Origin of the sequence: Candidatus Thioglobus sp., from assembly GCA_028228555.1 — a bacterium.
GTDB lineage: Bacteria > Pseudomonadota > Gammaproteobacteria > PS1 > Pseudothioglobaceae > Thioglobus_A.
Map to the genome: position 1 here is coordinate 1 of JAOJBP010000004.1, position 14,246 is coordinate 14,246.

The 14,246-nt window shown below is 39.4% G+C and carries 13 protein-coding genes; 12 read left to right on the forward strand and 1 reads right to left on the reverse strand.

Features of this window, described 5'->3' with window-relative positions; all coding sequences use genetic code 11:
* Window positions 1-43: 43 nt before the first annotated feature.
* The 12 genes from tkt to ubiA all read left to right on the forward strand — a co-directional run bounded on the left by tkt (window position 44) and on the right by ubiA (window position 13,123).
* A complete protein-coding gene (tkt, locus tag N9Y32_03175; GenBank protein MDB2590014.1) occupies window positions 44-2,026 on the forward strand; it encodes a transketolase in 1,983 nt (660 codons plus the stop codon).
* Between the two features lie 103 nt (window positions 2,027-2,129).
* Entirely contained in the window at window positions 2,130-3,125 is a 996-nt protein-coding gene (gene gap, locus N9Y32_03180) for a type I glyceraldehyde-3-phosphate dehydrogenase (GenBank protein ID MDB2590015.1), read from the forward strand.
* Window positions 3,126-3,165: 40 nt separating this feature from the next.
* A complete protein-coding gene (locus tag N9Y32_03185) occupies window positions 3,166-3,555 on the forward strand; it encodes a DUF302 domain-containing protein (GenBank protein MDB2590016.1) in 390 nt (129 codons plus the stop codon).
* A gap of 17 nt (window positions 3,556-3,572) precedes the next feature.
* On the forward strand, window positions 3,573-4,736 hold the full coding sequence (locus N9Y32_03190; GenBank protein ID MDB2590017.1) for a phosphoglycerate kinase: 1,164 nt from the start codon (window positions 3,573-3,575) through the stop codon (window positions 4,734-4,736).
* A 3-nt stretch (window positions 4,737-4,739) separates the two neighbouring features.
* Window positions 4,740-6,188: a pyruvate kinase gene (pyk, locus tag N9Y32_03195; GenBank protein ID MDB2590018.1), complete on the forward strand. Its 1,449-nt coding sequence runs from the start codon at window positions 4,740-4,742 to the stop codon at window positions 6,186-6,188.
* A 27-nt stretch (window positions 6,189-6,215) separates the two neighbouring features.
* Window positions 6,216-7,277, forward strand: coding sequence for a fructose-bisphosphate aldolase class II (gene fba, locus N9Y32_03200; GenBank protein ID MDB2590019.1), 1,062 nt, complete (start codon window positions 6,216-6,218; stop codon window positions 7,275-7,277).
* A 68-nt stretch (window positions 7,278-7,345) separates the two neighbouring features.
* On the forward strand, window positions 7,346-9,214 hold the full coding sequence (gene mnmG, locus N9Y32_03205) for a tRNA uridine-5-carboxymethylaminomethyl(34) synthesis enzyme MnmG (GenBank protein ID MDB2590020.1): 1,869 nt from the start codon (window positions 7,346-7,348) through the stop codon (window positions 9,212-9,214).
* Window positions 9,211-9,822, forward strand: a complete 612-nt coding sequence (gene rsmG, locus N9Y32_03210) for a 16S rRNA (guanine(527)-N(7))-methyltransferase RsmG (protein MDB2590021.1) — start codon at window positions 9,211-9,213, stop codon at window positions 9,820-9,822. The genes mnmG and rsmG overlap by 4 nt, the downstream gene beginning before the upstream one ends.
* A 2-nt stretch (window positions 9,823-9,824) precedes the next feature.
* Complete coding sequence (locus N9Y32_03215; protein ID MDB2590022.1) at window positions 9,825-10,598, forward strand: hypothetical protein; 774 nt, start codon at window positions 9,825-9,827, stop codon at window positions 10,596-10,598.
* Between the two features lies 1 nt (window position 10,599).
* Window positions 10,600-11,373 (forward strand): TatD family hydrolase, encoded by a 774-nt coding sequence (locus N9Y32_03220; protein MDB2590023.1) that lies wholly within the window; start codon window positions 10,600-10,602, stop codon window positions 11,371-11,373.
* Window positions 11,373-12,284 (forward strand): RluA family pseudouridine synthase, encoded by a 912-nt coding sequence (locus N9Y32_03225; protein ID MDB2590024.1) that lies wholly within the window; start codon window positions 11,373-11,375, stop codon window positions 12,282-12,284. The genes N9Y32_03220 and N9Y32_03225 overlap by 1 nt, the downstream gene beginning before the upstream one ends.
* Window positions 12,281-13,123 (forward strand): 4-hydroxybenzoate octaprenyltransferase, encoded by an 843-nt coding sequence (gene ubiA, locus N9Y32_03230; GenBank protein ID MDB2590025.1) that lies wholly within the window; start codon window positions 12,281-12,283, stop codon window positions 13,121-13,123. The genes N9Y32_03225 and ubiA overlap by 4 nt, the downstream gene beginning before the upstream one ends.
* 155 nt (window positions 13,124-13,278) lie before the next feature.
* On the opposite strand, the gene dapD is transcribed toward ubiA, so the two are convergent.
* Entirely contained in the window at window positions 13,279-14,094 is an 816-nt protein-coding gene (dapD, locus tag N9Y32_03235; protein MDB2590026.1) for a 2,3,4,5-tetrahydropyridine-2,6-dicarboxylate N-succinyltransferase, read from the reverse strand.
* Between the last annotated feature and the right edge of the window lie 152 nt (window positions 14,095-14,246).

A 14,246-nucleotide genomic window follows, 5' to 3' on the forward strand; every position in this document is an offset into this window, starting at 1 on the left:
TAAGTATAATTAGTCTTTTTTTGCATTAAAGGAAATCATAAATATGCCATCACGCAGAGATCTAGCGAACGCGATTCGTGCCCTAAGTATGGACGCAGTTCAAAAAGCAAATTCAGGTCATCCAGGTGCTCCAATGGGTATGGCAGATATTGCTGAAGTGCTTTGGAACGACCACATGAAGTACAATCCAACTAGCTCTAAGTGGGCTGATCGCGATCGTTTTGTTTTATCGAACGGCCATGGCTCAATGCTTATATATTCATTACTCCATTTAACGGGTTTTGAATTAAGCATGGATGATATTAAAAATTTCCGTCAATTACATTCTAAAACTGCAGGCCATCCTGAGTATGGCTATGCTGAAGGTATTGAAACTACAACTGGCCCATTAGGCCAAGGTATAACCAATGCGGTTGGTATGGCAATTGCTGAGCGTACATTGGGCGCACAATTTAATAAGCCAGGCCATACAATTGTTGACCATAATACTTACGTATTTATGGGCGATGGTTGTTTAATGGAAGGCCTATCGCACGAATCATGTGCGATGGCGGGTACATTAGGTTTAGGTAAATTAATCGCATTTTGGGACGATAACGATATTTCAATTGATGGTCATATTGGTGATTGGATGGAAAAAGGCGTTCCAGGACGTTTTAACTCATACGATTGGCATGTTGTGGCAGTTGATGGCCATGATGCAGATGCAATCAGTAAAGCAATTACTGAAGCTAAGGCTGTTACTGATAAACCATCTTTAATCTGTTGTAAGACAGTTATTGGCTTTGGTTCACCAAACTTATCTGGTTCACATGATTGTCATGGTGCGCCATTAGGCGATGAAGAGATTGAAGCGACTCGTAAAGAATTAGGCTGGGATTCAGCACCATTTGAAATTCCTGCAGATATTTACGCTGGCTGGGATCATAAAGAAAAAGGCGCTACTGATGAGAGCGCTTGGAATGATGCATTTGCAGCATATAAGGCTGAGTTCCCTGCTGATGCAGCTGAATTTGAGCGTCGTATGACAGGCACACTGCCAGCTAACTTTGAAATGGAAATGGATAAGTTTATTGGCAAAACTCAAGAAGAAATGCCAAATATTGCTTCTCGTCAGGCATCTCAAAAAGCCATCGAAGCGATGGGTCCATTATTGCCAGAAATGTTTGGTGGTTCTGCTGACTTAACGGGTTCTAATTTAACCAACTGGTCAGGTACTGTTAAAGTTAATGCAGACAATGCTAATGGTAACTACATCTCTTGGGGTGTTCGTGAGTTTGGTATGGCGCACATGATGAACGGTATGGTTCTACATGGTGGTTTTAAAGTTTACGGCGCAACGTTCTTTATGTTTATGGAATTCATGCGCAATGCATTACGCATGTCTGCTTTGATGAAAATTGGTACGATTTATGTTTACACGCATGATTCTATCGGTTTGGGCGAAGATGGCCCAACTCACCAGCCAGTTGAGCAGCTTGCAACGATCCGCATGATTCCAAATTTCCAAACATGGAGAGGTTGTGATGCAATCGAATCTGCAGTATCTTGGAAAATGGCTATGTTACGTGACGATGCGCCAACGGCATTAGTGTTCTCGCGTCAAGCGCTAACACCTCAGCCGCGAACTGCTGAGCAAGTAGCTAATATTGAAAAAGGTGGTTACGTACTTAAGGATTGTGACGGCGATGCTGATATTATCTTTATTTCAACTGGTTCTGAAGTCGGTTTAGCGGTTGAAGCGGCTGATGCAATGGATGCAAATGTACGTGTGGTTTCTATGCCTTGTACAGATGCTTTTGATGAGCAAGATCAAGCTTACAAAGATTCAGTATTAACACCAGGTGTCAAGCGTGTAGCTATTGAAGCAGGTGTGGGCGATGCATGGTACAAGTATGTTGGACTAGACGGCGGCCTTGTATGCATGAAAACGTTCGGTGAGTCTGCGCCAGCAGGTGAATTATTTAAAGAGTTTGGCTTTACAGTTGACAACGTTGTTGCAACGGCTAAGAAAGTATTAGGCTAAATTAAGAATTAACTTAGGTAAGCGTGCTAAGCACATTGTCCTAGGTTTGTAAAAATTTATACCATTTGGGTATAAAGCAATAAAAGTAAAAGGAGTAGTAAAGATGACAATTAAAGTAGGTATTAACGGTTTTGGTCGTATTGGTCGCATGGCATTTCGTGCAATTAAAAAGGACTTCCCTGAATTGGAAGTAGTCGGTATTAACGACTTATTAGAGAACGATTACTTGGCATATATGCTTAAGTACGATACAGCGCAAGGCCGTTTTGACGGTGAAATAGCGGTTGAAGGTAACAACTTTATTATCGATGGTAAAAAAGTTCGTCTTTCAGCTGAACGTAACCCTGCAGACCTTAAGTGGGATGAGATTGGTGCAGAAGTTGTTATCGATTGTACGGGTTTCTTCTTAACTGAAGAATCTTGCCAAGCTCACATCGATGCAGGCGCTAAGAAAGTTGTTCAATCAGCACCATCTAAAGACGGTACGCCAATGTTTGTATATGGTGTTAACCATACTGAGTATGCTGGTCAAGCAATCGTTTCAGCTGCGTCTTGTACGACTAACTGTTTAGCACCAATTGCCAAGGTTATCAATGATAACTGGGGCTTAAAGCGTGGTTTAATGACGACAGTTCATGCGTCAACTGCAACACAAAAAACGGTTGACGGTCCTTCTATGAAGGATTGGAGAGGTGGTCGTGCAGTATTTGAAAACATTATTCCATCATCAACAGGTGCTGCTAAAGCAGTAGGCGTGGTTTTACCTGAGCTTAACGGCAAATTAACAGGCATGGCTTTCCGTATTCCTTCAGTTGACGTTTCAGTGGTTGACCTAACTTGTGAGTTAGACAAGCCTGCAACATATAAAGAGATTTGTGCAGCAATTAAAGAGGCTTCAGAAGGTTCAATGAAAGGTACATTACAATACACAGAAGACATGGTGGTTTCATCAGACTTCCGCGGTGTTAGTGCTTCTTCAATCTTTGATGCTAATGCTGGTATTGCACTTGACGATACATTTGTTAAGGTTGTTTCTTGGTACGATAATGAGTATGGTTACACATGTAACATGCTTCGTTTAGTTCAGCACATAGCTTAATATTTAAAATATCGACTTACTTTGGTAAGTCGTGTTTTATATGACAGATTTAATCATCAAAGACTCTCAACTAAGTGTTGAAGAAGTTATTGAAAAATTAAAAGAAGCGGTTCCAAACAATAAGTTTGGAATTTTGCATTCTTACGATATTAAACAAACACTAGCCTCAAAAGGCCAGACATTAAGAGAAGAATGTCATGTGTTTGAAATTTGCAATCCAGTGGTTGCAAAGAATATCCTGGAAATGGATATGGATTTGGCAAGTGTCTTACCTTGTCGAATTTCAGTATATACAAAGGATGGCGCCACTAAAGTTGGAATGGCGTCACCCACTAAACATATTGCTCAATTGACTGATTTAGACTTATCTCTAGTGATCGATCCAGTTGAGCAAGCACTGATCAATATAATTGATCAGTCAATTGCATAAAAAACTAGGAGAAAATTATGTCAGTTATCAATTTATCAGATCTAGATCTTGGCTCTAAAAAAGTTTTAATTCGTCAAGATTTAAACGTGCCTATTAAAAATGGCGTGGTAACCAGTGATAAGCGAATTAAAGCATCAGTGCCAACTATTCAGATGGCAATGAAACAAGGTGCAAAAGTATTATTAATGTCACACCGTGGCCGTCCAACAGAAGGCGAATACAGTGATGAGTTTACTTTGCAGCCTGTTGCGGATCGCTTGACAGAGATTTTAGGCGTCACAGTACGCTTAGAAAAAGACTGGTTGAATGGTGTTGACATGAAAGATGGTGAAGTTGTTTTATGTGAGAATGTACGTTTTAATGTTGGTGAAATGGCCAATGATGACGCATTATCAAAACAAATGGCCATGATGTGTGATATCTTTGCCATGGATGCATTTGGTACGGCACATCGTGCGCAGGCTTCTACACATGGTGTGGCTAAGTATGCGCCTATTGCTTGTTCTGGCCCACTACTTTCAGGCGAGCTTGAAGCATTAGGTAAGGCGCTCGATAACCCTAAGCGTCCGATGGTGGCGATTGTTGGTGGCTCTAAAGTGTCAACCAAGCTAACCGTATTAGAGTCTTTATCTAAAATTGTTGATCAGTTAGTTGTTGGTGGCGGTATTGCTAATACTTTCATTGCTGCTCAAGGCCACAATGTGGGTAAATCATTGTGTGAAAATGACCTTATTCCTACTGCACAAAAACTAATGAAGGACTGTGAGATTCCTGTTCCTACAGACGTTGTTTGTGGCAAAGAGTTTTCTGAGACAGCTGCAGCTGAAACTAAGAATGCAAATGAAGTGGTTGATGATGATATGATTTTTGATATTGGTCCAAATTCAGCTCAAGAATTAGCAGATATTATGAAAAATGCTGGCACAATCGTTTGGAATGGCCCAGTGGGTGTATTTGAGTTCGATCAGTTTGAAGGTGGTACAAAAACAATTGCAATGGCAATTGCTGAGTCTGATGCATTTTCAATTGCAGGTGGTGGTGATACACTAGCGGCAGTTGACAAATATGATATTGAAGACAAGGTTAGCTACATCTCAACTGGTGGCGGCGCATTTTTAGAATTCTTAGAAGGTAAAAAACTACCAGCAGTGGAAATTCTAGAGCAAAGAGCAGCGGAGTAACGCTTGATAAGAAGAACTAAAATCTTAGCAACACTGGGTCCAGCAACGGATAGACCTGGTGTTTTAGACAGTATTCTAAAAGCAGGTGTTAATGTTGTGCGTATTAACTTCTCTCATGGCTCTGAAGAAGAGCATTTGGGCAGAGTTAAGGCAGTTCGTGATTGGGCTGAAGCTAATGACACTTATATTGGTGTATTGATGGACTTGCAAGGGCCAAAAATTCGAATTGCTTCTTTTAAAGATGGCCTTAAGATCACTTTAAATAATGGTGATTTTTTTGCTTTAGATGCTGAGAAAGATAAGTTGTTAGGCGATCAAGCATCCGTTGGAATTGCCTACAAAAAACTACCTCAAGAAGTTAAGCCGGGCAACATTCTAATTCTAGATGATGGCAAAATCATTCTAGAAGTTATTGATATTAAAGGTAGTAAAATTAACACCACTGTAATTCAAGGCGGAGTTTTATCTGACAAGAAGGGTATAAACTTGCGTGGTGGAGGTCTGTCAGCTAATGCATTAACCGAAAAAGATAAAAAAGATATTTTTACTGCAGCGAAAGCAAAGGCTGATTATGTCGCTTTATCATTTCCAATTAGCGGTGATGATGTTCGTGAAACTAAAGATTTATTAGTTAAGGCTAATTGTGAAGCTGGCGTGATTTCAAAGATTGAACGTGCCGAAGCATTAGAAGAAGACACCATTCAAGATATTATTAACGAGTCTGCCGGAATTATGGTGGCTCGTGGTGATTTGGGTGTTGAAATTGGTGATGCACAATTACCGGCACAGCAAAAACGTCTTATTCAAATGGCACGAGAAAATGATCGTATTGTTATAACTGCAACTCAAATGCTTGACTCAATGATTGAGAGCCCAATTCCAACACGTGCTGAAGTATTTGATGTTGCTAACGCAGTACTTGACGGTACTGATGCAGTGATGCTTTCAGCAGAAACAGCGGCAGGAAATTTTCCTGAAAATTCAGTACGCACTATGGCAGAAGTTTGCCTTGAAGCTGAAAAAAACCGAATTGCCAAGGAATCGCAGCATAGATTAAATGAATCATTTGAACATGTTGATGAGACTATCGCTATGAGTGCTATGTACGCTGCTAATCATTTAGGGGCAAAGGTTGTAGCATCGTTGACTCAGACAGGAAAGACAGCAATGTGGATGTCGAGAATTAGTTCTGGTATTTCAATTTACGCAATGTCAGATGATATTAGAACATTGCGCAAAGTTACTCTGTACCGTGGAGTATATCCATGTGGCATTGATAAAGATACCTGCTCAGACTGGTCAGATGTTAATCAGAAGGTTATTGATACACTCACTCAAAAAAGTGTTGTTGAAGATGGAGATTTGGTAGTATTGACCAAAGGTATGTACAAAGATAAATCAGGTGGAACCAACATGATGAAAATTCTTCGTGTCGGCGACTCTAACTATTAAAAAAAGTAATCAAGTAAAGGAGAAAATATGTTAATTTCATTAAGAGAGTTATTAGATCACGCAGCAGAAAATGGTTATGGAATGCCTGCATTTAACGTTAATAATATGGAGCAGGTTCATGCAATCATGCAAGCTGCAGATAGAACTAATTCGCCAGTTATTATGCAGGGTTCTGCAGGTGCTAGGGGTTATGCAGGCGAGCCGTTCTTACGTCACTTAATTATTGCAGCAACTGAGATGTACCCACATATCCCAGTAGTAATGCATCAAGATCATGGTTCAGAGCCGGCAGTATGTTTGCGTTCGATTCAGTCAGGTTTCTCATCAGTAATGATGGACGGTTCTTTAGAGGCAGATTGTAAAACACCAGCTTCATTTGAGTACAACGTTGCAGTAACTGCTGAAGTTGTTAAAATGGCACACGCAGGTGGCGTCTCTGTAGAAGGTGAGCTGGGTTGTTTAGGCTCACTTGAAACAGGTGAAATGGGCGAAGAAGATGGCCACGGTGCTGAAGGTAAATTAGACCTTGATATGCTGTTAACTTCTGTTGAAGAAGCTGCTGATTTTGTTAGAGCAACTAATGTTGATGCCTTAGCAATTGCGATTGGTACTTCACACGGTGCTTACAAATTTACTAAAGAGCCGGATGGTGAAATTCTACGTATTGACCGTATTAAAGAAATTCACACACGTTTACCAAATACACACTTAGTGATGCATGGCTCTTCTTCAGTGCCACAAGAATGGTTAGAAATCATTAACTCGCATGGTGGTGATATGGGGCAAACTTACGGTGTACCGGTATCTGAAATTCAAGAAGGTATTAAGAATGGTGTACGTAAAGTAAACATTGATACAGATTTGCGTATGGCCTCAACGGGTGCAGTGCGTAAGCATTTGATTGAAAATACATCAAACTTTGATCCGCGTAAGTTCTTAAAAGATTCAACAAATGCAATGTCTGAAATCTGTGCTGCACGTTTTGAAGCTTTCGGTTCAGCCGGTCAAGCTGATAAAATCAAGGTATCTTCATTAGATACAATGAGTCAAAGATACGCATCAGGTGAGTTAGACGCTAACATTAAGTAAGCGCCTAAAGATCAAGTATCAGAAGGGCTCGTTTATAACGGGCCTTTTTTTATTACCAAGGAAAGTAAATGAGTCAAAAACCACATTATTCAGTCATTGTTATTGGTGGCGGTCATGCAGGAACAGAAGCAGCGCTTGCCTCTGCTCGTATGGGCGTTGATACGCTACTCATTTCTCATAACATTGAAACCTTAGGGCAAATGAGCTGTAACCCCGCTATTGGTGGAATTGGAAAAGGGCATTTGGTTAAAGAGATTGATGCAATGGGTGGGGCCATGGCACGAGCTATTGACAAATCTGGCATTCAGTTTCGAACTTTGAATGCATCTAAAGGCCCTGCTGTTCGAGCAACACGCGCTCAAGCTGATAGAGTCTTGTATAAAGCAGCTATTCGTTATGCATTAGAAAATCAAGAGAACTTGACCTTATTCCAGCAAGCGGTTGATGACTTGGTAATTAAAAACGATGTCGTCACTGGTGTGGTAACCCAAATGGGATTAACCTTTAGTGCGGATAAGGTAATTTTAACTTCTGGTACTTTTTTGGGCGGCATCATTCATATCGGCCAAAAGAATTTTCAAGGCGGTCGTGCAGGTGATGCGCCCTCTAATCCGCTATCTAAAAAATTACGTGAATATGACCTTGGTGTTGGTCGTTTAAAAACCGGCACACCACCCAGATTAGATGGGAGGACGTTAGATTTTTCTCTCATGGAGGAGCAAAAAGGAGATCAGCCAATACCTAGCTTCTCTTTTATGGGCAAACATTCTGATCATCCAGATCAGATCTCATGCTTTATTACACATACAAATGAAAAAGCACATGATTTCATCCGTGCCGGTTTAAAAGATTCTCCAATGTATACAGGCAACATTGAAGGCATTGGCCCGAGATATTGTCCATCAATTGAAGATAAAGTTGTTCGTTTTGCAGAGCGTAATTCTCATCAAATTTTTGTTGAACCTGAAGGTCTAACGACCAATGAAGTTTATCCAAATGGTATTTCGACCTCGTTGCCATATGAGGTTCAAGTAGACTTTATTCATTCAATTAAAGGCTTTGAAAATGCACAAATTGTGCGCCCAGGCTATGCGATTGAGTATGACTTTTTTGACCCACGTGGTTTAAAGCAAACATTGGAAGTTAAACGCATTAAGAATTTGTATTTTGCCGGCCAAATTAATGGCACAACAGGCTATGAAGAAGCCGCAGCCCAAGGAATGCTAGCAGGTATTAATGCAGCGTGCGCGATCCAGGGTAAAGAAGCATGGATACCTAAGCGTGATGAGAGCTATATAGGTGTTATGGTGGATGATCTGATCACCAAAGGTACTAATGAGCCATACCGTATGTTTACATCTAGAGCGGAGTATCGATTACTTTTACGTGAAGATAATGCAGACGAACGTCTAACACCTGTGGCTAGAAAATTGGGATTGATTGGCGAGGATAGATACCGAATATTTGAGCAAAAATATGCAACGATTAATCAAGAAAAACAACGTCTAGAAACTACCTGGGTGCAAGCGAATGATGTTCAGGCAAGTAAAGTGCTGGGCCAAGAGCTTAGCCATGAATATTCTTTATCCGAACTACTTAAGCGCCCTACAATTGATTACAAAATTCTAAGGCAGATTGATTCTGGAAAGCCTTATTTGGACGATGAAAAGCTCATTGGCGTGGTTGAAAACAACATCAAGTATGCAGGCTACATTAAACGTCAGACGGAAGAGATTGAAAAATACCGAAAAAATGAAAATACTGCGCTACCGGCTAGCATGGATTACCACACCATTCAAGCCTTATCTACTGAAGTGCGTCAAAAGCTAACCCAGTATCAGCCTGAGACGATTGGCCAGGCAAGTCGAATACAGGGTATTACGCCCGCTTCTATTTCTATTTTATTGATTTATCTTAAAACTTATAAGAAAACATGACAGATACAGCGTTATTGATAGCAGGTGCAAAAAAAATGAACATTAATCTTGATGAAGTTCAAGCATCAAAGTTAATGCAGTATTTAGAGCTTATTATCAAGTGGAATAAAACAGTTAATTTAAGTGCTATTCGACATCTAGAGGAGGGAGTTAAAAAACATTTATTAGACAGTCTTTCTGTGATGCCCTATATTACAAAAGAGCCATTACTAGATGTAGGCTCTGGTGCTGGCTTACCAGGGATTGTGATTAGTATTATGAAGCCAGAGCTTAGAGTTACGGTGCTAGATACAGTTGGTAAAAAATGCCGTTTTATGCAATTTGCTAAAACAAATCTAGGATTAAAAAACCTAACCGTTGTTCATCAGCGAGTTGAGAGTTATGTTGCTGAACAATGTTTTGGTCAGATTACTTCCAGAGCATTTGCAGAGGTCGATAAAACCTTAAGCCTCACTCAGCACTTATTGTGTGATAATGGTCATTATTTACTGATGAAAGGAAACCACTTTGAGAATGAAATGCTTGAAAATTTTACAGTTCAAGCGCATCAAGTAAGCGTGCCTTATGTATCAGATCAGCGTTATTTTTTAGAAATAAAACCCAATTAAATATGAAAAAAATCTTTTATTATTTGTTAATAGTTATAGTTATTAGTGTTGTCTTTTTTGTCACCTTATTTGACACAATTGCCAAAAATGTTGCCGAAACTTATGCACAAAAATTACTTGGTACCACTGTTAGCGTCGCTGAATTTAGGAGTGACTGGGATCAGGCCAAGGTGAATATTGATTTTATTGAGGTTGCAAATCCAGCCAACTTTTTAAATAAAAATGCCTTTGTTTTAAATCACTTAAGCGCCTCTTTATCCGAAAAAACTCATGATGAGCTAGTAGTATTAGAGCGGCTTGAGTTTGACGGATTGCTATTTACATTGGAACAAAATAATGATCAGGTAAATTTGGTCGAAATATTAAAGCAGTTAAATCGGCAGCCACAAGTTGCAAATCAAAAACCATCGATCGATCACTCTTCAGAACATGAGCCTAATCATGAAGAATCTTTTCGAGTAAAAATTAATCAACTTAAGTTTGTCAATACTCAACTATTTGTTGATACCAAATGGTTTAAAGAGACTATTGTTGTGCCAGATGTTATTATTAATAACTTTGGTGGACAAAATGGCATTCCATTAGCGAAGATTGGTTCAGAGATTATGAAGGTTGCCTTAACCCGTATTCAAGCTGAAGTTGAAAAGAAAGGGTTAAAACTCAGTGAGCAAGAGATTAAAGAAAGTGCGCGCCGTCAACTTGAAGGAAAGCTAAATACCCTAACCAATGATTTAGATGGTAAAGCCAAAAATTGGCTTAAAAAGCTAGGCTTATAATATGCATATTATTGATTCACATTGCCATATAGACCGTGTTGATTTTGAACAGTTTGGTGGCAGTGTCGACAGCATGCTTGCACAAGCACAGGAGCTTTCTGTTAAGGAGTTTCTTTGTGTTTGTATTGATTTAGAGCATTTTGATGAGGTATTTTCATTAGCCAAAAATCATGCGCAAATCTACGCTTCAGTGGGTGTGCATCCTACTGAACAAGAAGGTAAAGATCCAACTATTGATGAATTGTTGACACTTGCAGATGACGATAATATTATCGCCATTGGTGAAACGGGGCTTGACTATTTCCATGTTGAAAAAGAGACTGCTGATTGGCAGCGAGATCGTTTTAGGCGCCATATTGCTGCGTCAAACCAATCAGGTAAGCCAATGATTATTCACACGCGTGAAGCCAAGCAAGATACCATTAGAATCATGACAGAAGAGAAAGCGAATGCTGGTGTTATGCACTGTTTTTCTGAGGATTGGGAGACGGCTAAAGCGGCACTAGATTTAGGTTTTTATATTTCATTTTCTGGCATTATCACTTTTAAAAGTGCCCAAGCGTTACGTGACGTGGCTAAAAAAGTACCCGCTGATCGTTTACTTGTAGAAACAGATGCTCCTTATTTGACGCCGGTACCTAATAGAGGAAAACCAAATTCTCCTGCATACACTTATTATGTTGCGCAAAAGTTAGCCGAAATTAGAGGTGTGAGCATCGAAGAAATTGCTAGCACAACTACTGACAACTTTAATCGTTTGTTTTTCTCAAAATAATGGCTGTTTCTTTTCAAACAATTGATGAATTTTCTCAAGGACAACGCCTAGATAATTTTTTAGTTAAGATTCTTAAGGGCGTTCCAAAATCTCATATTTATCGTGTTATTCGTAAAGGGGAAGTTCGAGTTAACAAGGGTAGAAAAAAAGCAGATTATAAGCTTGAGATAAATGATATTGTTCGCGTACCACCCGTTAGTGTTAATGAAAAGAAGACGACACATGTCTCTGATAGTCTAAAAAAGATACTGCTAGATTCAATTATTTATGAAGACAAAGGTTTGTTAATCATCAATAAGCCAAGTGGTGTCGCTGTTCATAGTGGCAGTGGTGTCGATACGGGTGTAATTGAAGTGTTAAGATCAGTTTACAAAGGTCCTATTGAGTTAGTTCATCGCCTAGATCGTGCAACCTCAGGCGTATTGTTAATTGCCAAAAAACGTAGCGTGCTTAAAAATTTACATGAGCAATTGTTCCAGCATGAGATGGAAAAGAGATACACCGCTTTGGTTAAAGGTGTTTGGTCAAAAAAACGCCACACTATTGATGCGCCACTTCACCAAAACTCTAGATACGCAGTTGTGGATAGCAAAGGTAAGCATTCAGTTAGTCATTTTCAGCCACTTAAAAACTTTACCAAGGATGATTTTTCCGCCTCTTTAGTGGAAGTCACCATTGAAACGGGGCGTACTCATCAAATACGTGCACATGCTAAATATGCCGAACATGCTATAGCTTGTGATGATAAATATGGTGATAAAGAATTTGACCGTCAAGTAAAGTTTCGCGGGCTTAAGCGTTTATTTTTGCATGCACACCAGCTTACTTTTACCAATCCATTAACGGGCGATATTCAAAAAGTTCAAGCGCCTTTATCAAAAGAGTTACAAGAGTTTCTAGCTAAACTATGAATCCTTACTTTCGCCTAATGCGTTTGGATAAGCCAGTGGGTATTTATCTGCTCTTATGGCCAACTTTATGGGCATTATTTTTAGCAGCAGGTGGCTGGCCATCAATTGAGTTGATTGGTATTTTTGTTGCAGGTGTTGTATTGATGCGTTCTGCCGGTTGCGTGATTAATGATTATGCGGATCGCAAGATTGATCATTTGGTTGAGCGCACAAAACATAGACCCATCACATCTGGTGAAATCTCACCATCAAAAGCATTGCTGTTATTTTCAGCTTTGATCTTAATTGCTTTTGGATTGGTTTTATTAACCAATTCACTGACCGTTAAGTTGGCTTTCATTGCTGCTTTTTTAGCCACGTTGTATCCATTTACTAAGCGTTGGACCCACCTACCTCAGCTAGTTTTAGGCGCTAGTTTTGCCATGAGTGTGCCCATGGCTTTTTCAGCAACTATTGGTGATGTGCCTGTAAGTGCCTGGTGGATTTTTGTTGCCACACTTATTTGGACAGTCATTTATGACACGATGTACGCTATGTCAGATCGAGATGAAGATCTAAAAATCGGGGTTAAGTCAACCGCAATTTTATTTGCGCAGTATGATCGAATAATTCTTGCCGGACTGCAAATTGGGCTGATCATCGTCCTATTAAAAATTTCAGAAATTTTCGAAATGAGTGTTTTTTATGATATTTCAGTTATTTTTAGTGCAATATTAATGATTTATCATCAATTTTTAATCAAAAATCGAAAAAAAAAGGCCTGTTTTCAAGCTTTTTTGCATAATAATTACATAGGTTGGGTGATTTTTATCGGAATTGTGCTATCGACTACCCAATAAGTGCTTTATCGCTAAAAATTTCGTATTTTTTTAAAATATAATGTTTTAAATACTATTTTTTTTGCATTTATTCATTATTTACAAGTAAGTAGTTAAGACATAAAAGTACCAAAAAAACCCGCCGTAAGGCGGGTTTTTTTTGGCTTAGAAGAAAGCTAAATACCCCTAAGTAATTCATTAATACTCGTTTTAGAACGCGTTTTCGCATCTACTTGTTTAACGATTACCGCACAGTAAAGAGAGTAACTACCATCTTTAGATGGAAGGTTTCCAGATACAACAACTGAACCTGCAGGAATGCGACCGTAAGTAACTTCACCCGTTTCACGATTGAAAATCTTAGTCGATTGACCAATGTAAACACCCATTGAAATAACCGAACCCTCTTCGACAATGACACCTTCAACAACTTCTGATCGAGCACCGATAAAACAATTATCTTCAATAATGGTTGGACTGGCTTGTAATGGTTCTAGTACGCCACCAATGCCAACTCCACCCGATAGGTGAACGTTTTTACCAATTTGTGCACATGAACCCACAGTTGCCCAGGTGTCAACCATTGTGCCAGAGTCAACATATGCGCCAATATTAACGTATGAAGGCATAAGAACAGTATCTTTCGCAATGAATGATCCACGACGTGCACTTGCAGGCGGAACAACTCGTACGCCTGTTGCTTTAAATTCCTGCTCCGTTAGGTTAGCAAATTTAGACTGAACCTTGTCGTAGTATTGGGTAAAGCCACCCTGCATAGGGGCATTATCTTCAATTCTGAAAGAAAGTAAGACTGCTTTTTTAAGCCATTCATTGACTATCCAGTCACCTACGCCTTGCTGCTGCGCAACACGCGCTTCACCTGAGTCAAGCATACGAATTGCTTCATTAACAGCTTGTTTCACTTCTGGTGTGACATTTTGTGGGTTGATGTTTGCTCTATCTTCAAAAGCAGCTTCAATAATCTCTTTCATAGTATGTTCTGTCGTAAAAATTGAACATTATATCAGATGCATTATTTCAATAGTTACTGGCAGTTTTATGAGTTTTAATTGATTGAAATCAAGATAATAAAACTGAATAATGTTATTATGTTGCAGTTCTTTTTAACATCGACGATATAGCC

Coding starts and splice junctions, on each gene's coding strand:
- tkt (MDB2590014.1), top strand. CDS start 44: ATGCCATCACGCAGAGATCTAGCGAACGCGATTCGTGCCCTAAGTATG.
- gap (MDB2590015.1), top strand. CDS start 2,130: ATGACAATTAAAGTAGGTATTAACGGTTTTGGTCGTATTGGTCGCATG.
- N9Y32_03185 (MDB2590016.1), top strand. CDS start 3,166: ATGACAGATTTAATCATCAAAGACTCTCAACTAAGTGTTGAAGAAGTT.
- N9Y32_03190 (MDB2590017.1), top strand. CDS start 3,573: ATGTCAGTTATCAATTTATCAGATCTAGATCTTGGCTCTAAAAAAGTT.
- fba (MDB2590019.1), top strand. CDS start 6,216: ATGTTAATTTCATTAAGAGAGTTATTAGATCACGCAGCAGAAAATGGT.
- mnmG (MDB2590020.1), top strand. CDS start 7,346: ATGAGTCAAAAACCACATTATTCAGTCATTGTTATTGGTGGCGGTCAT.
- rsmG (MDB2590021.1), top strand. CDS start 9,211: ATGACAGATACAGCGTTATTGATAGCAGGTGCAAAAAAAATGAACATT.
- N9Y32_03215 (MDB2590022.1), top strand. CDS start 9,825: ATGAAAAAAATCTTTTATTATTTGTTAATAGTTATAGTTATTAGTGTT.
- N9Y32_03220 (MDB2590023.1), top strand. CDS start 10,600: ATGCATATTATTGATTCACATTGCCATATAGACCGTGTTGATTTTGAA.
- N9Y32_03225 (MDB2590024.1), top strand. CDS start 11,373: ATGGCTGTTTCTTTTCAAACAATTGATGAATTTTCTCAAGGACAACGC.
- ubiA (MDB2590025.1), top strand. CDS start 12,281: ATGAATCCTTACTTTCGCCTAATGCGTTTGGATAAGCCAGTGGGTATT.
- dapD (MDB2590026.1), bottom strand. CDS start 14,094: ATGAAAGAGATTATTGAAGCTGCTTTTGAAGATAGAGCAAACATCAAC.